24 protein-coding genes are annotated in these 18,962 nt (G+C 73.5%); 19 read left to right on the top strand and 5 right to left on the bottom strand.

Annotated elements, in window-relative coordinates; all coding sequences use genetic code 11:
* The first annotated feature begins 31 nt into the window (after nucleotides 1-31).
* From secY to truA, 12 genes are all read left to right on the top strand, one after another.
* Entirely contained in the window at nucleotides 32-1,342 is a 1,311-nt protein-coding gene (gene secY / locus BLS21_RS02725; protein WP_091213389.1) for a preprotein translocase subunit SecY, read from the top strand.
* Complete coding sequence (locus BLS21_RS02720; protein ID WP_091213387.1) at nucleotides 1,342-1,956, top strand: adenylate kinase; 615 nt, start codon at nucleotides 1,342-1,344, stop codon at nucleotides 1,954-1,956. The genes secY and BLS21_RS02720 overlap by 1 nt, the downstream gene beginning before the upstream one ends.
* A gap of 15 nt (nucleotides 1,957-1,971) precedes the next feature.
* Nucleotides 1,972-2,832, top strand: a complete 861-nt coding sequence (gene map, locus BLS21_RS02715; protein ID WP_245699974.1) for a type I methionyl aminopeptidase — start codon at nucleotides 1,972-1,974, stop codon at nucleotides 2,830-2,832.
* A gap of 302 nt (nucleotides 2,833-3,134) precedes the next feature.
* Nucleotides 3,135-3,356: a translation initiation factor IF-1 gene (gene infA, locus BLS21_RS02710; RefSeq protein WP_012950459.1), complete on the top strand. Its 222-nt coding sequence runs from the start codon at nucleotides 3,135-3,137 to the stop codon at nucleotides 3,354-3,356.
* Nucleotides 3,357-3,426: 70 nt separating this feature from the next.
* Nucleotides 3,427-3,540, top strand: a complete 114-nt coding sequence (gene rpmJ, locus BLS21_RS02705) for a 50S ribosomal protein L36 (protein ID WP_012950458.1) — start codon at nucleotides 3,427-3,429, stop codon at nucleotides 3,538-3,540.
* A 14-nt stretch (nucleotides 3,541-3,554) separates the two neighbouring features.
* Nucleotides 3,555-3,935: a 30S ribosomal protein S13 gene (gene rpsM, locus BLS21_RS02700; RefSeq protein WP_072919093.1), complete on the top strand. Its 381-nt coding sequence runs from the start codon at nucleotides 3,555-3,557 to the stop codon at nucleotides 3,933-3,935.
* 96 nt (nucleotides 3,936-4,031) lie between these two features.
* Complete coding sequence (rpsK, locus tag BLS21_RS02695) at nucleotides 4,032-4,439, top strand: 30S ribosomal protein S11 (protein WP_012950456.1); 408 nt, start codon at nucleotides 4,032-4,034, stop codon at nucleotides 4,437-4,439.
* Between the two features lie 35 nt (nucleotides 4,440-4,474).
* Nucleotides 4,475-5,101, top strand: a complete 627-nt coding sequence (gene rpsD, locus BLS21_RS02690; protein ID WP_091213385.1) for a 30S ribosomal protein S4 — start codon at nucleotides 4,475-4,477, stop codon at nucleotides 5,099-5,101.
* Nucleotides 5,102-5,241: 140 nt separating this feature from the next.
* On the top strand, nucleotides 5,242-6,318 hold the full coding sequence (locus BLS21_RS02685; RefSeq protein WP_091213383.1) for a DNA-directed RNA polymerase subunit alpha: 1,077 nt from the start codon (nucleotides 5,242-5,244) through the stop codon (nucleotides 6,316-6,318).
* A 210-nt stretch (nucleotides 6,319-6,528) separates the two neighbouring features.
* A complete protein-coding gene (rplQ, locus tag BLS21_RS26375) occupies nucleotides 6,529-7,182 on the top strand; it encodes a 50S ribosomal protein L17 (protein ID WP_091213382.1) in 654 nt (217 codons plus the stop codon).
* Complete coding sequence (locus tag BLS21_RS02675) at nucleotides 7,179-7,562, top strand: hypothetical protein (RefSeq protein ID WP_091213380.1); 384 nt, start codon at nucleotides 7,179-7,181, stop codon at nucleotides 7,560-7,562. Before rplQ ends, BLS21_RS02675 begins: the two co-directional genes overlap by 4 nt.
* On the top strand, nucleotides 7,501-8,418 hold the full coding sequence (truA, locus tag BLS21_RS02670; protein ID WP_245699971.1) for a tRNA pseudouridine(38-40) synthase TruA: 918 nt from the start codon (nucleotides 7,501-7,503) through the stop codon (nucleotides 8,416-8,418). The genes BLS21_RS02675 and truA overlap by 62 nt, the downstream gene beginning before the upstream one ends.
* 6 nt (nucleotides 8,419-8,424) lie before the next feature.
* Here truA and BLS21_RS02665 read toward each other — a convergent pair whose 3' ends face one another.
* Nucleotides 8,425-9,087, bottom strand: a complete 663-nt coding sequence (locus tag BLS21_RS02665) for an SDR family oxidoreductase (RefSeq protein WP_091213379.1) — start codon at nucleotides 9,085-9,087, stop codon at nucleotides 8,425-8,427.
* Nucleotides 9,088-9,096: 9 nt separating this feature from the next.
* Complete coding sequence (gene mobA / locus BLS21_RS02660; RefSeq protein ID WP_091213378.1) at nucleotides 9,097-9,702, bottom strand: molybdenum cofactor guanylyltransferase; 606 nt, start codon at nucleotides 9,700-9,702, stop codon at nucleotides 9,097-9,099.
* A 31-nt stretch (nucleotides 9,703-9,733) separates the two neighbouring features.
* Between mobA and fdhD the strand changes: the two genes are divergently transcribed.
* Nucleotides 9,734-10,564 (top strand): formate dehydrogenase accessory sulfurtransferase FdhD, encoded by an 831-nt coding sequence (gene fdhD, locus BLS21_RS02655; protein WP_091213376.1) that lies wholly within the window; start codon nucleotides 9,734-9,736, stop codon nucleotides 10,562-10,564.
* A 150-nt stretch (nucleotides 10,565-10,714) separates the two neighbouring features.
* Here fdhD and BLS21_RS02650 read toward each other — a convergent pair whose 3' ends face one another.
* The 3 genes from BLS21_RS02650 to moeA all read right to left on the bottom strand — a co-directional run bounded on the left by BLS21_RS02650 (nucleotide 10,715) and on the right by moeA (nucleotide 12,955).
* Nucleotides 10,715-11,206: a MogA/MoaB family molybdenum cofactor biosynthesis protein gene (locus BLS21_RS02650; protein ID WP_091213374.1), complete on the bottom strand. Its 492-nt coding sequence runs from the start codon at nucleotides 11,204-11,206 to the stop codon at nucleotides 10,715-10,717.
* Nucleotides 11,207-11,279: 73 nt separating this feature from the next.
* Nucleotides 11,280-11,756 carry a cyclic pyranopterin monophosphate synthase MoaC gene (moaC, locus tag BLS21_RS02645; protein ID WP_091213372.1) on the bottom strand — a complete coding sequence of 159 codons (477 nt, stop codon included), beginning with the start codon at nucleotides 11,754-11,756 and terminating at the stop codon, nucleotides 11,280-11,282.
* Nucleotides 11,753-12,955: a molybdopterin molybdotransferase MoeA gene (moeA, locus tag BLS21_RS02640; RefSeq protein WP_245699969.1), complete on the bottom strand. Its 1,203-nt coding sequence runs from the start codon at nucleotides 12,953-12,955 to the stop codon at nucleotides 11,753-11,755. The genes moaC and moeA overlap by 4 nt, the downstream gene beginning before the upstream one ends.
* A gap of 58 nt (nucleotides 12,956-13,013) precedes the next feature.
* Here moeA and BLS21_RS02635 point away from each other — a divergent pair, with 58 nt between their 5' ends.
* From BLS21_RS02635 to glmS, 6 genes are all read left to right on the top strand, one after another.
* The gene (locus BLS21_RS02635) at nucleotides 13,014-13,994 is read left to right on the top strand and encodes a PfkB family carbohydrate kinase (RefSeq protein WP_091213818.1); all 981 of its coding nucleotides are present in this window, start codon (nucleotides 13,014-13,016) and stop codon (nucleotides 13,992-13,994) included.
* 54 nt (nucleotides 13,995-14,048) lie between these two features.
* Complete coding sequence (locus tag BLS21_RS02630; protein ID WP_091213815.1) at nucleotides 14,049-14,597, top strand: beta-class carbonic anhydrase; 549 nt, start codon at nucleotides 14,049-14,051, stop codon at nucleotides 14,595-14,597.
* A 130-nt stretch (nucleotides 14,598-14,727) separates the two neighbouring features.
* Nucleotides 14,728-15,171 carry a 50S ribosomal protein L13 gene (rplM, locus tag BLS21_RS02625; protein WP_091213369.1) on the top strand — a complete coding sequence of 148 codons (444 nt, stop codon included), beginning with the start codon at nucleotides 14,728-14,730 and terminating at the stop codon, nucleotides 15,169-15,171.
* On the top strand, nucleotides 15,168-15,587 hold the full coding sequence (gene rpsI, locus BLS21_RS02620) for a 30S ribosomal protein S9 (RefSeq protein WP_091213367.1): 420 nt from the start codon (nucleotides 15,168-15,170) through the stop codon (nucleotides 15,585-15,587). Before rplM ends, rpsI begins: the two co-directional genes overlap by 4 nt.
* Before the next feature lie 11 nt (nucleotides 15,588-15,598).
* On the top strand, nucleotides 15,599-16,942 hold the full coding sequence (gene glmM / locus BLS21_RS02615; RefSeq protein WP_091213366.1) for a phosphoglucosamine mutase: 1,344 nt from the start codon (nucleotides 15,599-15,601) through the stop codon (nucleotides 16,940-16,942).
* A gap of 74 nt (nucleotides 16,943-17,016) precedes the next feature.
* The gene (glmS, locus tag BLS21_RS02610; RefSeq protein WP_091213364.1) at nucleotides 17,017-18,879 is read left to right on the top strand and encodes a glutamine--fructose-6-phosphate transaminase (isomerizing); all 1,863 of its coding nucleotides are present in this window, start codon (nucleotides 17,017-17,019) and stop codon (nucleotides 18,877-18,879) included.
* The last annotated feature ends 83 nt before the right edge of the window (nucleotides 18,880-18,962 follow it).

The raw sequence follows: 18,962 nt of genomic DNA, 5'->3' as shown, positions 1-18,962 counted from the left end.
TAATCTCATCCGACCGAGCAGGGGAGGGCACGTGCTGCAGGCGTTCGCCGCGGCGTTCCGGACGCCAGACCTCCGGCGCAAGCTGCTGTTCTCCCTGGCGATCATCGCCGTGTACCGCCTGGGTGCAGCCATCCCCGGGCCGGGCGTCTCGGTGGAGGCCATCAACAGCTGCCTCGAGCAGGCCCAGGCCTCCGACCAGCGGGACCTCTACTCGCTGGTGAACCTCTTCTCCGGCGGCGCGCTGCTGCGGCTGTCGGTCTTCGCGCTCGGCATCATGCCGTACATCACGGCGAGCATCATCGTGCAGCTGCTGGTCGTGGTGATCCCGCGCTTCGAGCAGCTGAAGAAGGAGGGGCAGTCGGGCCAGCAGAAGCTGACCCAGTACACCCGCTACCTCACGATCGCCCTCGCGATCCTGCAGAGCACCGGCATCATCGCCCTGGCCCGCAGCGGTCAGCTCTTCCCCGGCTGCTCGCAGGACATCATCCCGTCGGACTCCATCTGGACGACGGTCGTCCTGGTGGTCGCGCTGACCGCCGGTACCGCCGTGATCATGTGGCTGGGCGAGCTCCTGACCGAGAAGGGGATCGGCAACGGCATGTCCGTGCTGATCTTCACCTCGATCGCCGCCCGGATCCCCGCCGAGGGTGGCGCGATCCTGCAGACCCGCGGCGGCGTCGTCTTCACGCTGGTCTGCCTCCTGGCCCTGGTCGTCATCGGCTCGGTCGTCTACGTCGAACAGGCCCAGCGGCGCATCCCGGTCCAGTACGCCAAGCGCATGGTCGGCCGCCGCATGTACGGCGGGACGTCGACCTACCTGCCGCTGAAGGTCAACCAGGCCGGTGTCATCCCGGTCATCTTCGCCTCGTCGCTGCTCTACCTGCCCCAGCTGATCACCCAGCTGCAGGGCGACGAGACCGGCCCGGTGCGTCAGTTCTTCGAGAACTACGTCATCGACCAGAGCAGCCCGGTGCACATCGCGATCTACTTCGGTCTGATCGTCTTCTTCACGTACTTCTACGTGTCGATCACGTTCAACCCGGAGGAACGGGCCGAGGACATGAAGCGCTACGGCGGCTTCATCCCGGGCATCCGCCCCGGCCGGCCCACCGCCGAGTACCTGCAGTACGTGTTGTCCAGGATCACCCTGCCGGGTTCGATCTACCTGGGGCTGGTGGCAGTGCTGCCCAACCTGTTCCTCTCCATCACGCAGGAGGGGCAGAACCAGAACTTCCCGTTCGGTGGCACCGCGGTGCTGATCATGGTCGGAGTGGGGTTGGAGACGGTGAAGCAGATCGAGACGCAACTCAACCAGCGCAACTACGAAGGGTTCCTGAAGTAGTGCGCGTCGTGCTGCTGGGCCCTCCCGGGGCGGGCAAGGGGACCCAGGCTCAGATCATCGCCGACCGCCTCGGCGTCCCGGCCATCTCGACCGGTGACATCTTCCGCGCCAACGTGAGCGGCAAGACCGAGCTCGGGCTGCAGGCCAAGAGCTACATGGACGCCGGCGACCTCGTCCCCGACGAGATCACCGTGGCCATGGTCAAGGACCGGCTCGCCGAGCCCGACGCCAAGGGCGGGTTCCTGCTCGACGGCTTCCCCCGGACGATCGCCCAGGCCGAGCAGCTGCGGGACTCCCTGCGCGAGCTGGGGAACAACCTCGACTGCGTGCTCGAGATGGTCGTGGAGGAGGACGAGCTGGTGCGCCGGCTCTCCGGCCGCCGGGTGCTCGTCGACGGTGAGTGGGTCCAGCGGGACGACGACAAGCCGGAGACCGTGCGGCACCGGCTGCAGGTCTACCGGGAACAGACCGCCCCGCTGTCGGGTTGGTACGACACCGAGGGACTGCTGACCCGCATCGACGCCATCGGCGCGGTCGAGGAGGTCACCGAGCGGGCGATGAGCGCGCTCGAGGCCTGCGGGAGCGGGCGTCCCGACGGGTCGGGCGCGGGCTGAGGGCAGGCGGCGCAGATGACGGCCGCGGGGATCCTCGGCCGGATCCCGCTGCTGGCGAAGTGGAGTGGACGGATGATCCAGATCAAAACGCCGCACGAGATCGAGCTCATGCGGGGTGCGGGCCTCGTCGTGGCCGGGGCCATCGCGGCCGTCCGCGCCGCCGTCCGGCCCGGTGTCACCACCGGTGAGCTGGACGCCATCGCCGAGGACCACATCCGCAGCGCCGGCGCCGTGCCGTCCTTCCTGGGCTACCACGGCTTCACCGGCAGCATCTGCGCGTCGATCAACGACGAGATCGTGCACGGCATCCCGGACCGGAGCCGCACCCTCGCCGAGGGGGACAACATCTCCATCGACTGCGGCGCCATCCTGCACGGCTGGCACGGCGACTCGGCGGTGACCGTGACCGTCGGACCGCCGTCGGCGGAGGACGCGGCGCTGATCGACGTGACCGAGCGGTCGATGTGGGCGGGCCTGGCCAAGGCGCTGGCCGGCGGGCGGCTGACCGACATCAGCCACGCCGTCGAGGAGTCGATCACTGCCGAGCGGCACCCGTACGGGATCGTCGACCACTACGGCGGGCACGGCATCGGCACCGAGATGCACCAGGACCCGCACGTGCTGAACTACGGCCGCGCCGGGCGCGGCCCGCGGCTGGTGCCGGGGCTGGCGCTGGCGATCGAGCCGATGGTGACCGTGGGTGACCCGACCACGGTCGAGCTCGAGGACGGCTGGACGGTGGTCACCAAGGACGGGTCGCGCGCGGCCCACTTCGAGCACACCGTCGCCATCACCCCCGAGGGCCCGTGGGTCCTCACGGCGGAGGACGGCGGCGTCGCGGGGCTGGCTCCCTTCGGGATCACCCCCCGTACGTAACGAGACGGGCCGACGGGCCCCTGGTCCCGGGTGCCCCCTGCAACGTCCCGCCACGAGCTCGCGAGTGGTGGGGCAGGGGTCCTCCCTGTGACGAGGGCCGGGTTGGAGTGCCCCGTCGCAGCGGGGTACAGTGAACGACGGCGTTCGCGCCGCCCTGTCGTCGTGCTGTGGCCGTACGACGCGGGGCGCCCTCGCGGGAGCGCCTGCACCACCCGTTCTGTACACCTCCGAGTGCGTCCGCCGGGCTCCGGCGTGAGCGCGAGGGACACCAGTACCACCGAGTCAGGGAGGCCGTGTCGGGCATGGCGAAGAAGGACGGGGCCATCGAGGTCGAGGGTCGCGTCGTCGAGCCGCTGCCCAACGCGATGTTCCGGGTCGAGCTGCAGAACGGGCACCGGGTGCTCGCCCACATCAGCGGCAAGATGCGCCAGCACTACATCCGCATCCTGCCCGAGGACCGCGTGGTCGTGGAGCTCTCGCCCTACGACCTGACGCGCGGTCGCATCGTCTACCGGTACAAGTAACCGCCGCTGCGCGCCGCCCGATGAGCCGGCGCGCTCGGCGCACGATCGACAGGAATGAGGGGCGGCACCGGTGAAGGTCCAGCCGTCGGTGAAGAAGATCTGCGACAAGTGCAAGGTGATCCGCCGGCACGGCCGGGTCATGGTCATCTGCGACAACGCCCGCCACAAGCAGCGGCAGGGCTGAGGGAGTACCTGGACATGGCACGACTGGCCGGCGTCGACCTCCCCCGCGACAAGCGGATGGAGATCGCGCTCACCTACATCTACGGCATCGGCAAGACCCACGCCAAGGAGACCCTGGCCGCGACGGGCGTCAGCCCCGACCTGCGCGTCCGGGACCTCGGCGACGAGGACCTGCTGAAGCTGCGCGACTACATCGACGAGCACTTCCGCGTCGAGGGTGACCTGCGCCGCGAGGTGGCCGCCGACATCCGCCGCAAGGTGGAGATCGGCTGCTACCAGGGCCTGCGTCACCGCCGCGGTCTGCCCGTGCACGGGCAGCGCACCCGCACCAACGCGCGCTCGAGCAAGGGCCCGCGCAAGACCATCGCCGGCAAGAAGAAGGCCGGCAAGAAGTAAGCCGTGAGGCGCGTCGTCGCACGACCCGTGAGGGCGGGAGCGACGGCGCGCCGCTCGTGCTCATCTGGCCACTGATCAGAAGGAAACCGGAGAGACATGCCTCCCAGGGCTCGCGCCGCGGCTGGTGCCAAGAAGGTCCGCCGCAAGGAGAAGAAGAACGTCGCCCACGGCGCCGCGCACATCAAGAGCACCTTCAACAACACGATCGTGTCGATCACCGACCCCACCGGGAACGTGATCAGCTGGGCCTCCGCCGGCCACGTCGGCTTCAAGGGCTCGCGCAAGTCCACGCCGTTCGCCGCGCAGATGGCCGCCGAGAACGCCGCGCGCAAGGCGCAGGAGCACGGCATGCGCAAGGTCGACGTCTTCGTCAAGGGCCCCGGCTCCGGCCGTGAGACCGCCATCCGGTCCCTCCAGGCCACCGGCCTCGAGGTCGGCCAGATCCAGGACGTGACCCCGCAGCCGCACAACGGCTGCCGCCCGAAGAAGCGCCGCCGGGTCTGACCGGCCACAGACGAGACTGACGAGGAGTACCTGACGTGGCCCGTTACACCGGAGCCGACTGCCGCATGTGCCGGCGCGAGAAGATGAAGCTGTTCCTCAAGGGCAGCAAGTGCGAGTCCCCGAAGTGCCCGATCGAGATCCGGCCCTACCCGCCGGGCGAGCACGGCCGGGGTCGCAGCAAGGACAGCGAGTACCTGCTGCAGCTGCGCGAGAAGCAGAAGGCGCGCCGCATCTACGGCGTCCTGGAGAAGCAGTTCCGCGGCTACTACGAAGAGGCCAACAAGAAGTCGGGCAAGACCGGTGAGGTCCTGCTGCAGATCCTCGAGTCGCGCCTGGACAACGTCGTGTACCGGGCCGGCTTCGCCGAGTCCCGCGACATGGCCCGCCAGCTGGTGCGCCACGGTCACATCCGGGTCAACGGCCGCAAGGTCGACATCCCGTCGTACCGGGTGAGCGCCAACGACATCATCGAGGTCGCCGAGAAGTCGCGGCGGATGCTGCCCTTCGAGGTCGCCCAGGCCCGCGCCGGCGAGCGCCCCGTGCCGCCGTGGCTGGAGGTCATCAGCAGCCAGCTGCGCGTGCTGGTCCACAGCGTCCCGGCCCGCCAGGTGATCGACACCCCGGTCCAGGAGCAGCTGATCGTCGAGCTCTACTCCAAGTAGCAGCTCGCCGCCTGGTGCAGGAGCGCACAGCTCCTGCACCAGGCCGGCTCCGGCGGTCGGACAGATGTCCGCCGGGGCCCGCACCACCCCCTCACGGCGTCATATGGCGGGCGCCGGAGGACATCGAGGAGAACACCACCATGCTCATCGCACAGCGTCCGACGCTGACCGAGGAGACCATCTCCGAGCAGCGCTCGCGGTTCGTCATCGAGCCGCTGGAGCCCGGCTTCGGCTACACCCTCGGCAACTCGCTGCGCCGCACCCTCCTGTCGTCGATCCCCGGCGCTGCTGTCACCAGCATCCGGATCGAGGGCACCCTGCACGAGTTCACCACCGTGCCGGGCGTCAAGGAGGACGTCACCGAGATCATCCTCAACCTCAAGGGCCTGGTCGTCAGCTCCGACTCCGACGAGCCGGTGACCATGTACCTGCGCAAGCAGGGCCCCGGTGAGGTGACCGCCGCCGACATCGCCCCCCCGGCCGGTGTCGAGGTGCACAACCCCGAGCTGCACATCGCCACGCTGAACGGCAAGGGCCGGCTGGAGATTGAGCTGGTCGTCGAGCGCGGCCGCGGCTACGTGCCGGCGCCGCAGAACAAGCAGCCCGGCCAGGAGATCGGCCGCATCCCGGTCGACTCGATCTACTCGCCGGTCCTCAAGGTGACCTACGCCGTCGAGGCCACCCGTGTCGAGCAGCGGACCGACTTCGACCGCCTCGTCGTCGACGTCGAGACCAAGCCGTCGATCGCCCCCCGCGACGCCATCGCCAGTGCCGGCTCCACCCTGGTCGAGCTCTTCGGCCTGCTGCGCGAGCTGAACATCGACGCCGAGGGCATCGAGGTCGGGCCGAGCCCGGCCGAGGCCGCCGACATCGCCAACTTCTCGATGCCGATCGAGGACATGGACCTCACCGTCCGGTCCTACAACTGCCTCAAGCGCGAGGGCGTGCACACCGTCGGTGAGCTCGTCACCCGTTCCGAGGCGGACCTGCTGGACATCCGGAACTTCGGGGCCAAGTCCATCGACGAGGTCAAGATGAAGCTGGCGGCCATGGGCCTGGCGCTCAAGGACAGCCCGCCCGGGTTCATCCCCACCTCGGTCGAGAGCTACGACGAGGGCTACGAGACCGACGCCTACCAGGGCCACGGCGAGTTCGCCGCCGGCTACGACCAGGCGCAGTACGACGACGGCTCCTACCAGGAGACCGAGCAGCTCTGAACGAGGACCCCGCTGCCCCCACCGCTCGCAGGCTCGCGGCGGGACCCTGCAGCGGGGCCGGGCCGGACGGCGGGGCGACCCGCCGTCCGGCACCGCTGCCGGGCCCGCCACACTGGCCCGGAGGCACCACCCGCGCGCAGCGCACGAGACGTCAGCACCACCATGGAACGCAGCCGGCACCGCGGCCCGGCAGCCTGAGGAAGGACCGACATGCCCACCCCCACCAAGGGCCCCCGTCTCGGCGGTTCCCCCTCGCACGAGCGGCTGATGCTGGCCAACCTGGCCACGTCGCTGTTCGAGCACGGGCGGATCACCACCACCGAGGCGAAGGCCAAGCGGCTGCGTCCCCTGGCCGAGAGGCTGGTGACCTTCGCCAAGCGCGGTGACCTGCACGCCCGTCGTCAGGTGATGACGACGATCCGCGACAAGGACGTCGTCCACACGTTGTTCGCCGAGATCGGCCCGCGCTTCGCGGACCGTCCGGGCGGCTACACCCGCATCACCAAGGTGGGCCCGCGCAAGGGCGACAACGCCCCCATGGCGGTCATCGAGCTGGTGGAGGCTCTGACCGTGGCCCAGCAGGCCGTCGGCGAGGCCGAGCGTGCCCGTGGCACCCGGTTCGCCGGTGCCGCCTCGGGTGCCGGTGCCGCTTCCGCCGCCGGTGAGGTCACCGCCGACGCCCTCGAGGCCGCCGCCGACACCGACGCCGCCGACACCGACGCCGTGGCGACCGACGCCGAGGCCGTCGACACGGACGACGCCGCGGGCGCGACCGCCGCGGGCGAGGCGGACGCGACCGCCGAGACCGTGGCCGTCGACGCCGAGTCCCCGAACGACGCCGAGGGCACGGACGGCGCGCGGTGACCGAGCGGGAGAACCCGGGCGAGGGCGCCCCTGCCGGTGCCGCCGGGGTCTCTGCCGGTGGTGGTGACCAGGGGGCGACCTTCGCCGGCGAGACCACCGGTCCCGGCGGCGACACCTCGCCGGCCGTGACCTCGGGCGAGGTCGACCCCGAGGCCCAGGAGGTCGTCGCGGACGTCTTCACCCCGGACGGTGAGCGGCAGGACGACGCCGACGTCACCCCGGAGCCGCAGCGCGAGAACGTCGCCGTCGTCGAGGACCCGGCGCTCTCTCCGGACGTGGCCCGCGCGGCCGCCGCCGAGATCGAGGCCGCCGAGCTCGGTGACGCCGCGACCGCCGGCCTGCAGGCACCCGGGGGCGAGTCCGCTCCCGACCCCCGGTGAGCGGTCGCTGACCAGCCACCGCACTCCTGACGAGCCCGCCACCGCACCCGGTGGCGGGCTCGTCCGTCTCCGCCTCGGGATCGCCTACGACGGCACCGCGCTGCACGGCTGGGCGCGGCAGCCCGACCAGCGCACCGTGCAGGGCGACCTCGAGGAGGCCCTGGCGAGGGTGCTGCGCCGGCCGGTCGCGCTGACCGTCGCGGGCCGCACCGACGCCGGGGTGCACGCCACCGGCCAGGTCGCGCACGCCGACGTCCCCCGCGCGGTGTGGGAGGAGCAGCGGCCGCGGCTGGTGCGCCGGCTGCGCGGCGTGCTGCCGCCCGACATCGCCGTCTCCTCGGTGGCGGAGGCGCCGCCGGAGTTCGACGCCCGCTTCGGGGCGCTGCGCCGGCACTACGTCTACCGGCTCACCGACGCCGACGGCGGGCCGTCGCCGCTGCGCCGGGCCGACACGGTCGGCTGGCCCCGCAGGCTGGACGCCGACGCGATGGCCGCCGCCGCGGCACCGCTGCTCGGCCTGCACGACTTCGCGGCCTTCTGCCGGCACCGGGAGGGCGCGACGACGATCCGCACGCTGGTCACCCTGGCGGTGGCCCGCGAGGGCGACCTGGTGACGGTACGGGCGTCGGCGGACGCCTTCTGCCACTCCATGGTGCGCAGCCTCGTCGGTGCCCTCACCGCGGTGGGGGAGGGCCGGCGTCGGCCGGAGTGGCCGGCCGGACTGCTGGGCCGCACGGAGCGCTCCAGCGAGGTGCCGGTCGTCCCGGCCGGAGGGCTGACGCTGGTGGCCGTCGACTACCCGCCGGACGACGAGCTGGCCGCCCGGGCGGAGGTCACCCGCGCTCTCCGCTCCTGACGCCGTTCAGGGCAGGGCGGCGACCGCCTCCTCGATCGGGGTGTCGCCGCTGACCAGCTCCACGACCTCGTCGGTCTTGCGGGCGTCCAGCAGCGCGAGCAGCACCGCGGCGACGTCGTCCCTCGGCACCTCGCCGTACTCCACGCCGTGGGTGAGGGTGACCCGGCCGGTGCCGGGCTCGTCGGTGAGCCGGCCGGGCCGCAGGACCACCGTGTCGAGACCGGGCCGCGGCAGGATGGCGTCCTCGGCCGCCAGCTTGGCCTGCAGGTAGACGGCGAAGACCGGGTCCATGCCCTTCGGCGTCCCCTGGCGGGCCTGCTCGACGCCCATCGACGACACCAGCAGGTAGGGCCGGACACCGGCCCGCTCGGCCGCGTCGGCGAGCAGCAGCGCCGCGCCCTTGTCCACGGTGTGCTTGCGGGCCTCGCCGCTGCCCGCGCCGGCGCCCGCCGCGAAGACGACGGCGTCCGCCCCCGAGACCACGTCGGCGACCTCGTCGATGCCGGCCTGCTCGAGGTCGAGGACCACCGGCTCCACGCCGTCCGCGCGCAGGTCGTCGGAGTGCGCGGGGTTGCGGACGATGCCGACGACCGTGTCGCCGCGACCGGACAGCAGGCGGCCGAGGCGGCGGGCGACCTGCCCGTGGGCCCCGGCGATGACGATGCGCATGGGCACCCCCTACCCCCGGGGGCGGCGCGGAACGCGGCGGGCGGCGGCCGCCCGGGCGCGGGCGAGGTCGGCCGGGGTGTCGCAGTCGGTCCACGGCGGCGGCTGCCCGGGCCCGACCTCCGGGTGCAGCCGGCGCACCGCGAGCGGGGCGAGCACCCGGCGCACCGACGTCGGCCCGTCGACGTCGGCGAGCGCCGCGCGCAGCGCCGCCGTCCGCCACACGCCGAGCAGCAGCTGGTCCCGGTCGGTGTCGTCGACCACCAGCACGCCGTCGCCGGTCAGCCGCTCGCGCAGCGCGTCGACGAGTCCGCGGGTCAGGAACGGCAGGTCGCCGGCGAGCAGCGCCACCACCTCGGTGGGCACGTGCGCCAGCCCGGCCCGCATCGCGGCCACCGGGCCGCCGCGCGGCGGGTCCTCGCGGACCACGAGGACGTCCGGCGGCACCGGCTGCGGCGGGCCGACGACGATCCGCGGGGACGCGTCGGGGACGGCGGCCAGGACCGCCTCGAGGATGGTGCGGCCGCCGACGTCCAGCTGCGGCTTGGCCTGCCCGCCCATCCGGGCCGCGCGGCCACCGGCGAGGACGACGGCGGCGTAGGGCGGCAGCGCGGACACGCTGCGACCGTAGGGGTTACCGTCGCCAGCCGTGGGACGAGTGACGAGCCGGACACCGGTGCTGCGGATCCGCGGCGCGGCGCACAGCACCCGCCCGGACACCGTGGCGGCCGAGGAGCCGCTGGAGATCCGCCTGGCCGGGACGCCGCTGGCGGTCACGATGCGCACGCCGGGTGACGACTTCGACCTGGTGCACGGGTTCCTCACCACCGAGGCGGTGATCGGGTCGGCGGACGACGTCGCCGGGCTGCGATACTGCAACTCCGTCGACGAGGACGGCCGCAACACCTACAACGTCGTCGACGTCGACCTCGCGCCCGGTGTGGAGCCCCCGGACACCGCGCTGGACCGGAACTTCTACACCTCCAGCTCCTGCGGCGTGTGCGGCAAGGCGAGCATCGACGCGATCCGGACGAGGACGCGGCACGACGTCGCGGGGGACGACGTCCGGCTGCCCCTGGCGACGCTGCTCGCCCTGCCCGACCGGCTGCGCGCGGCCCAGCAGGTGTTCGACAAGACCGGCGGGCTGCACGCCGCGGGGCTGTTCACCGCGGACGGCGAGCTGGTGGCCCTGCGGGAGGACGTCGGCCGGCACAACGCCGTCGACAAGGTGGTCGGCGACGCGGTGCGCGAGGGGCGGCTGCCGCTGGCCGGGCACGTGCTCATGGTCAGCGGGCGGGCGAGCTTCGAGCTGACCCAGAAGGCCGCGATGGCCGGCATCCCGGTGCTGGCCGCGGTGTCGGCGCCGTCGTCCCTGGCGGTGGAGCTCGCCGCCGACGTCGGCATCACCCTGGTCGGTTTCCTCCGCGGCGACGGCTGCAACGTCTACACCCGCCCCGAGCGGGTCGTCCTGCCCGACTGAGGCACCGCTGGGGTGCACCCGGGTGAGGTCGCCCTGCTGGGCGGGCCGAGAAGCGGGGGCCGGAGGCTCCCGCGACGAGGACCGGGACGGGCTCGACGCAGGTCGGGACCGCCCGTGACCGCGGTGCCGGCCGGTGGGCCGGCGATGCGCTCAGTGGTCGCCGCCCCTGAGCTGGCTGACGACGTGGGGGAGGAGGGGGCCCAGGACGGCGAGGCCGTCCTGCACCCCGCCGGTGGAGCCGGGCAGGTTCACGACGAGGGTGCGCCCGGCGGTCCCGGCGATCCCGCGGGAGAGCACCGAGGTCGGCACCTTCGACTCCCCGTACCGCCGCACGGCCTCGGCGATGCCGGGCGCCTCGCGCTCGAGCACCCGCCGGGTGGCCTCGGGGGTGACGTCGGTGGGGGAGAGCCCGGTGCCACCGGTGGTGAGGACGACGTCCGCCCCGGACCCGATGGCCGCCAGCAGCACCATCTCCAGCTCGGCGGCGTCGTCGGGGCGCACGTGCGGCCCCTCGACGGTGAACCCCATCGCGCGCAGCCCCTCGGCGAGGGCCTGCCCGCTGCGGTCCTCGTAGACGCCGGCGGAGGCGCGGTTGGAGGCGGTGACGACGACGGCGCGGGCGTCGGCGGGCAGGCCGCTCACGTGGTCCTCCTCGCTGCGCTCGCCGGACGCGCTCGCGCAGCTGCTGCGTCCCTGGACGAGCTCGCGCGCCCGCTCATCTCCGCCACTCCCCGCTCTTGCCGCCGGACTTGGCCAGCAGCCGGACGTCGGTGATGGCCGCGCGCGGGTCGACGGCCTTGACCATGTCGATGACGGTCAGCCCAGCGACGGCGACCGAGGTGAGCGCCTCCATCTCCACGCCGGTGCGGTCGGCGGTGCGGGCGGTGGCGACGACCTCGACGGCGTCGTCGGCCACGGTCACGTCCACGGTGACGCCGTGCAGGGCGATCGGGTGGCACAGCGGCACGAGGTCCGGCGTCCGCTTGGCCCCGGCGATGCCGGCGATCCGGGCGACGGCGACGGCGTCCCCCTTGGGCACGCCCTCGCCGCGCAGCAGGGCGACCACCTCGGGGCTGACCAGCACCCGGCCGGCCGCGGTGGCCTCGCGGGCGGTGACCGGTTTGGCGGAGACGTCGACCATGCGGGCGGCGCCGGCCTCGTCGACGTGCGTCAGACGCGGTTCGGAGTTCACTGCAGCGCTCCTTCGATCAGCACGACGTCCACCGGGGCGCCGGCGGGCAGTTCGGTGACGTCCTCGGGGACGACGACCAGGCAGTTGGCGCGGGCCAGGTGGGCGACCAGGTGCGAGCCGGGCCCGCCGACCTGCGAGACCGTGCCCGCGTCGTAGCGGCCGCGCAGGAACTGGCGGCGCCCGGCGGGGGAGCGCAGCGCGGCGGTGAGCGTCGCCGGGGCGCGCAGCCGGCCGGGGTCGGCGTGGCCGAGGGCCCGGCGCAGCGCCGGGCGGACGAAGACCTCGAAGGAGACGAACGAGCTCACCGGGTTGCCGGGCAGGGTGACCACCGGGACGCCGTCCACCGTGCCGGCCCCCTGCGGGCCGCCGGGCTGCATCGCGACCTTGACGAACTCGACGGTGCCCAGGGTGCGGAAGGCGTCCTTCACCACCTCGTAGGCGCCGGCGCTGACCCCGCCGCTGGTGATCAGCAGGTCGGCGCTCGCGAGCTCGGCGCGGACCGTGGCGAGGAACTGGTCGACGTCGTCGGGCACGAAGTGCAGCCGCCGCGCCGTCCCCCCGGCGTCCTCGACGGCGGCGACCAGCAGCGCGGAGTTGGACTCGTAGATCTGCCCGGGCAGCAGCGGCTCGCCGGGCTCGACCAGCTCGCTGCCGGTGGAGAGCACCAGCACCCGCGGCCTGCGGCGCACCCACAGCGTCCGCACGCCGACGGCGGCGGCCAGGCCCAGCTGCGCGGCGCCGAGCGGGGTGCCGACGGTGAGGGCGACCGTGCCGGCGGTGATGTCCTCGCCGGCCCGCCGCACGTGGGTGCCGGGGGTGGGCGCGTCGCGGATCTCCACGACGTCGGTGGCGCCGTCGGTCAGCTCGACCGGGACGACGACCTCCGCACCCTCGGGGAGCGGTGCGCCGGTCATGATCCGCTGCACCGTGCCGGGCTCGAGCGGGCGGACGTCGGTGCGCCCGGCCGGGACGTCGTCGGCGACCGGCAGCCGGACGGGCAGGTCGGCGACGTCGGCCGCGCGCGTGGCGTAGCCGTCCATCGCGGAGTTGTCGAAGCCGGGCAGCGACACCTGCGCGGTCACGTCACGGGCGAGCACCCGGTTGTGCGCGGCCGCCAGCGGCACCTCCTCCTCGCCCAGCGGGGCGAGCAGCGCCGTGACGACCGCCTGGTGTTCCTCGACCGTGCGCACGGGGCACATCCTGACCGATGTGCGGGGGGCACACGGGTGGCGGGGACACCGGGGAGGGCGAGCAGTGATGGCCGACGTCGTGGTCCTGGGCCAGGTGGGCCGCGACCTCGTGCTCCGCACCCCCGCCCTGCCCGGGCCCGGCGGCGCGGTGCGGGTCGCCGAGCGCCGCGAGCTGGTCGGCGGCAAGGGCGCCGACCAGGCGGTGGCGCTGGCGCAGCTCGGCGTGCCGGTCGCGCTGGTCGGCGTCGTGGGCGACGACCCCGCGGGCACCCAGGCGGTCGCGCAGGCCGCGGCCGACGGCATCGACGTCTCCGCCGTGGTCCGTCGCCGCGGCGCCGCCACCGCGCTGCTGGTCGACCTGGTGGAGGACGGCGGGGTGCGCCGGCTGCTCGAGGACGTGCCCGACGCCGTCCTGCTCACCCCGGACGACGTCGCCGCGGCCACCGACCAGATCGCCGCCGCGCAGGTGGTGAGCCTGCAGCTGGAGCAGCCGGGGGCCGCCGTGGTCGCCGCGCTGCAGCGGGTGCCCGAGGGCGCGGTAGTCGCCGTCGACGGTGCGCCGGAGGACGACGCCACCCGCGACGCGGTGCTCGCCCGGGCCGACGTGGTGTGCGCCGACGCCACCGAGGCGCGGCAGCTCGCCGGCCGGGACCTGTCCGGGGTGGACGACGCCCGGGACGCGGCGGCCGAGCTGCTCACCGCCGGGGCGCGGGTGGTCGCGCTGCGCGTGGGGGAGGAGGGCGACCTGGTCGCGTGGCGGGCCGGGCCGCGGTTCGGCGTCGCCGCGGAGGAGCTGGAGGTCGACCCCGGCTGGGCCGACGGCGAGGTCCTGGTCCCCCTGCTCGGCGAGGAGCCCGTGGACCCGACCGGGCGTGGGGACGCCTACGTCGCCACGCTCGTCGCGACGCTGCTGGGCGGTGCGCCCCCGGAGGACGCCGCCTGGGCCGCGTCGGCCGCCGCCGCCCTGACCGCGGCGCACGCCGGCGGCCGCCCGCAGCTGGACCCCGGCGCACTGGGGGACGTCGTGCGCCGGGTACGGAGGCGCTGAGCTCCCGGTTAGGGTCCCTGCGGTACCGACGGACGGGTGGACCGAGGGGTGGGCATGAGCGAGATCGACCGGATGCTGGCGGCCAACGCCGAGTGGGCGGAGCGGTTCCCCGGCTCGAAGGACGTACGTCCGGCCCGCCGCGTCGCCGTGGTGGCGTGCATGGACTCCCGGATGCCCCTGTTCCAGATGCTCGGCCTCGAGGTCGGCGACGCGCACGTCATCCGCAACGCCGGCGGCGTCATCACCGAGGACGTCGTCCGCTCGCTCACCGTCTCCCAGCACGTGCTGGGCACCCGCGAGATCCTGCTGGTGCACCACACCCAGTGCGGTCTGCAGGCCACCGACGACAACTCCTTCGCCGACCTGGTGGAGCAGGCCACCGGGCGCCGCCCACCGTGGGCGGTGCGCGCCTTCCGCGACGCCGAGGACGACGTGCGCGAGTCGATGCGGCTGATCCGCGAGAGCCCCTATCTGCTCTCCCGCGAGGTCCGGGGCACCGTCTACGACGTCGACACCGGGGTGCTCCGCGAGATAGAGGACCCCGCTGCCCCCCACCACTCGCAGGCCGGCGGTGGGCCCCTGCAGCGGGGCCAGGACCGATAGGCCCCTGCGGCGCTGGTATCGTGGTCGGCTGGTGCGCGCGGCCGGCTGGTGTCCGCGTGCCGCACCGTCTCCCGTGCTCGGTGAGGCGATCCCACCAGCCGATCCGACGACGACGGAGGACACGAGCGCCGTGCGCACGTACACCCCGAAGCCCGGCGACGTCAGCCGGGCCTGGCACGTCATCGACGCCACCGACGTGGTGCTCGGTCGACTGGCCAGCCAGACCGCGGTCCTGCTCCGCGGCAAGCACAAGCCCCAGTACGCCCCGCACGTGGACGTCGGCGACTTCGTCGTCATCGTCAACGCCGGCAAGGTGGCCCTGACCGGCTCCAAGCGGGACGAGAAGATCGCCTACCGCCACTCCGGCTACCCGGGTGGCCTCAAGCGGATCCCCGTCGGCGACCAGCTGCGCACGCACCCCGACCGCGTCATCGAGCGCGCCATCAAGGGCATGCTGCCGCACAACAGCCTGGGCCGTCAGATGCTCAAGAAGCTGAAGGTGTACGCCGGGCCCGAGCACCCGCACGCCGCTCAGCAGCCCCAGCCCTTCGAGATCAAGCAGGTGGCCCAGTGACGACCGCCCTCTCCGTGACCGACGCCGAGGGGCGTCCGGTGCAGACCGTCGGCCGCCGCAAGGAGGCCGTCGTCCGCGTGCGACTGCTGCCGGGCACCGGCCAGTTCCGCCTCAACGGCCGGACCATCGAGCAGTACTTCCCGAACAAGGTGCACCAGCAGCTCATCCGTGAGCCGCTCGTGACCGTCGAGCGGGCCGAGCAGTACGACGTCGTCGGCATCCTCCGGGGTGGCGGCGTCAGCGGTCAGGCCGGCGCCCTGCGCCTGGCGATCGCCCGCGCCCTGGTCGAGGTCGACGCCGAGGACCGTCCGGCCCTCAAGAAGGCCGGCTTCCTCACCCGCGACGCCCGCGTCACGGAGCGCAAGAAGTACGGGCTCAAGAAGGCCCGCAAGGCGCCTCAGTACTCCAAGCGCTGACCGGTACGCCCGTGGGTCGCCTCTTCGGGACCGACGGCGTCCGGGGTCGGGCCAACGCCGACCTCACGCCGGAGTTGGCCCTCTCGGTGGCACGTGCTGCCGCCGGCGTGCTCGCCGACCGCGACGGGACCCGGCGTCCCGTCGCGGTCGTCGGCCGTGACCCCCGCGCCAGCGGGGAGATGCTCGAGGCCGCCGTGGTGGCGGGCCTCGCCAGCGCCGGTGCGCAGGTGCTGCGGGCCGGGGTGCTGCCGACCCCGGCGATCGCGCACCTCACCGCGCACACCGGCGCGGACCTCGGCGTGATGATCTCCGCCAGTCACAACCCGATGCCCGACAACGGCATCAAGCTCTTCAGCCGGGGCGGCCACAAGCTGCCCGACGCGGTCGAGGCCGCCATCGAGCAGGCCGTGACCGCCGGCGAGAGCGACGGCCCGCGCCCCACCGGCGCGGAGATCGGCCGGGTCTCCGACCTCACCGACGCCGGCGCGGTCTACGTCGAGCACCTGCTCTCGACCGTCGAGCGGCCGCTGTCCGGCCTCACCCTCGTCGTCGACTGCGCCCACGGCGCCGCGTCTGTGTGCGCGCCCGAGGTCTACCGGCGCGCCGGGGCCACCGTGCACGTCATCGGTGGCGAGCCCGACGGCTGGAACATCAACGACGGCATCGGCTCCACGCACCTCGGCCCGCTGACCGAGGCCGTGCGGGCGCACGGCGCCGACCTCGGCATCGCGCACGACGGCGACGCCGACCGCTGCCTGGCCGTCACCGCCGAGGGCGACGTCGTCGACGGCGACGCGATCCTCGCCATCTGCGCGCTCGGGCTGCACGAGCACGGCCGGCTCACCGGCGACACCGTCGTGGCCACGGTCATGAGCAACCTCGGCTTCCACCACACCATGCGCGACGCCGGCATCGCCGTGCACACCACCGCCGTCGGCGACCGGTACGTGCTCGAGGCGCTGCGGGCGCAGGGGCTGAGCCTGGGTGGCGAACAGAGCGGCCACCTGGTCTTCCTCGACCACGCGACGACCGGCGACGGGCTGCTCACCGGCCTGTCGCTGCTGTCCCGGATGGCCGAGACCGGCTCGTCGCTGGCCGAGCTGGCCTCGGTGGTCCACCGGCTGCCGCAGACCCTGGTCAACGTGCCGGTGCGCGACCGGCTGGCGGTCGTGGAGAGCGACGAGGTGGCCGCCGCGGTCAACCTGTGCGAGGCCGAGCTGGGGGGCGACGGCCGGGTGCTGCTGCGCCCCTCGGGCACCGAGCAGCTGGTGCGCGTGATGGTCGAGGCGCCCACCCAGGAGCGCGCCGACGCCATCGCCAGGCGCCTCGCCGACATCGTCGCCGCCGTGGACTGACACACCCGTCACATCTGTCCTTCCCACTCGTGTGAGGGACGGACGGGTCCGGTCCCGCCGGTAACCTCCTTGGAATGTGCGGCATCGTGGGATACGTCGGCCCGCAGAACGCCCTGGACGTCGTCCTGGAGGGTCTGCGCCGGCTGGAGTACCGGGGGTACGACTCGGCGGGCGTCGCCGTCCTCGCTGACGGTCGGCAGGCGACGGCGAAGAAGGCCGGCAAGCTGGCCAACCTGGAGAAGGTCCTCGCCGACCAGCCCCTGCCCGAGTCGACGATCGGCATCGGGCACACCCGCTGGGCGACGCACGGCGGGCCGACCGACCGCAACGCCCACCCGCACCTGTCCGCGGACGGCAGGGTCGCGGTCATCCACAACGGGATCATCGAGAACTTCGCCGCGCTGCGCGCCGAGTGCGAGTCGGCCGGCGTCGAGTTCTCCTCCGAGACCGACACCGAGGCCGCCGCGCACCTCCTGGCGACGACCTACGCCGGGACGCCGGAGGGCCCCGGCCGCCTGGCCGAGGCGATGCGCGCCGTCAGCCGCCGTCTCGAGGGCGCCTTCACCCTGGTCGCCTCGCACGCCGACGAGCCCGACACGCTGGTCGCCTCCCGTCGCAACAGCCCGCTGGTCGTGGGCGTCGGCGACGGCGAGTACTTCCTCGGCTCCGACGTCGCCGCCTTCATCGCGCACACCCGCGAGGCCCGCGAGCTGGGCCAGGACCAGGTCGTGGAGATCCACCGGGAGCGCGGGGTCACCGTCACCGACTTCGACGGCACGGTCGTCGAGCCCACGGCCTACACCGTCGACTGGGACGCCGCGGCCGCCGAGAAGGGCGGTCACGACTGGTTCATGCTCAAGGAGATCGCCGAGCAGCCGCAGGCGGTCGCCGACACCCTGCTGGGCCGGCTCGGCGAGGACGGGCGGCTGGTGCTCGACGAGGTCCGCCTGCCCGACCAGGACCTGCGCGACATCGACAAGGTCTTCGTCGTCTCCTGCGGGACCTCGTACCACGCCGGCCTGATCGCCAAGTACGCCATCGAGCACTGGACCCGCATCCCGGTCGAGGTCGAGGTGGCCAGCGAGTTCCGCTACCGCGACCCGGTGCTCGACCGCTCCACGCTGGTCGTCGTCATCAGCCAGTCCGGCGAGACGATGGACACCCTCATGGCCCTGCGCCACGCCCGCGACCAGAAGGCCCGCACGCTGGCCATCTGCAACGTCAACGGCTCGACCATCCCGCGCGAGTCCGACGCCGTCCTCTACACCCACGCCGGCCCCGAGATCGCCGTCGCGTCGACCAAGAGCTTCCTGGCGCAGATCGTCGCCTGCTACCTGGTCGGCCTCTTCCTCGCGCAGATCCGCGGCATCAAGTACGCCGACGAGGTCGCCGCGATCGTCGAGGACATCCGCGGCCTGCCGCAGGCCGTCGAGCAGGTGCTCGCGCAGATGGAGCCGGTGCGCGCGCTGGGCCGGACGCTGGCCGACGCCGACACGATCCTGTTCCTCGGCCGGCACGTGGGCTTCCCCGTGGCGCTGGAGGGCGCGCTCAAGCTCAAGGAGCTCGCCTACATCCACGCCGAGGGCTTCGCCGCCGGTGAGCTCAAGCACGGGCCGATCGCGCTGATCGACGAGGGCACGCCGGTCGTGGTCGTCGTCCCGTCGCCGCGCTCGCGGGAGTCGGTGCACGGCAAGGTCGTGTCCAACATCCAGGAGGTGCGGGCCCGTGGGGCGCGCACCATCGTGATCGCCGAGGAGGGGGACGACGACGTCCTGCCCTACGCCGACCACGTCATCCGGGTGCCCCGCACGCCGACGCTGCTGGCGCCGATCGTGACGACGGTGCCGCTGCAGGTGCTCGCCTGCGAGATCGCCGACTGCCGCGGCTACGACGTCGACCAGCCGCGCAACCTGGCCAAGAGCGTCACCGTCGAGTAGGAGGACCCCGCGTCCCCCCATCCCTCGCACGCTCGGGCGGGGCCCTGACGCGGGGCCGTTCCAGCACGTCACCACGCCCGGGC

This window comes from Geodermatophilus siccatus (assembly GCF_900103785.1).
Taxonomy (GTDB): domain Bacteria; phylum Actinomycetota; class Actinomycetes; order Mycobacteriales; family Geodermatophilaceae; genus Geodermatophilus; species Geodermatophilus siccatus.
The sequence above is the reverse complement of the archived record's forward strand: the minus strand, read 5'-3'. Positions and strand labels throughout refer to the sequence as shown.

Bases quoted from the DNA above. Each gene is read 5' to 3' on its own strand.
- BLS21_RS02630 (WP_091213815.1), top strand. From the start codon at position 14,049: ATGAGCGAGATCGACCGGATGCTGGCGGCCAACGCCGAGTGGGCGGAG.
- moeA (WP_245699969.1), bottom strand. From the start codon at position 12,955: ATGTGCCCCGTGCGCACGGTCGAGGAACACCAGGCGGTCGTCACGGCG.
- BLS21_RS02635 (WP_091213818.1), top strand. From the start codon at position 13,014: ATGGCCGACGTCGTGGTCCTGGGCCAGGTGGGCCGCGACCTCGTGCTC.
- glmS (WP_091213364.1), top strand. From the start codon at position 17,017: ATGTGCGGCATCGTGGGATACGTCGGCCCGCAGAACGCCCTGGACGTC.
- infA (WP_012950459.1), top strand. From the start codon at position 3,135: ATGGCGAAGAAGGACGGGGCCATCGAGGTCGAGGGTCGCGTCGTCGAG.
- BLS21_RS02685 (WP_091213383.1), top strand. From the start codon at position 5,242: ATGCTCATCGCACAGCGTCCGACGCTGACCGAGGAGACCATCTCCGAG.
- BLS21_RS02665 (WP_091213379.1), bottom strand. From the start codon at position 9,087: ATGCGCATCGTCATCGCCGGGGCCCACGGGCAGGTCGCCCGCCGCCTC.
- rpsK (WP_012950456.1), top strand. From the start codon at position 4,032: ATGCCTCCCAGGGCTCGCGCCGCGGCTGGTGCCAAGAAGGTCCGCCGC.
- rpsM (WP_072919093.1), top strand. From the start codon at position 3,555: ATGGCACGACTGGCCGGCGTCGACCTCCCCCGCGACAAGCGGATGGAG.
- rplQ (WP_091213382.1), top strand. From the start codon at position 6,529: ATGCCCACCCCCACCAAGGGCCCCCGTCTCGGCGGTTCCCCCTCGCAC.
- map (WP_245699974.1), top strand. From the start codon at position 1,972: ATGACGGCCGCGGGGATCCTCGGCCGGATCCCGCTGCTGGCGAAGTGG.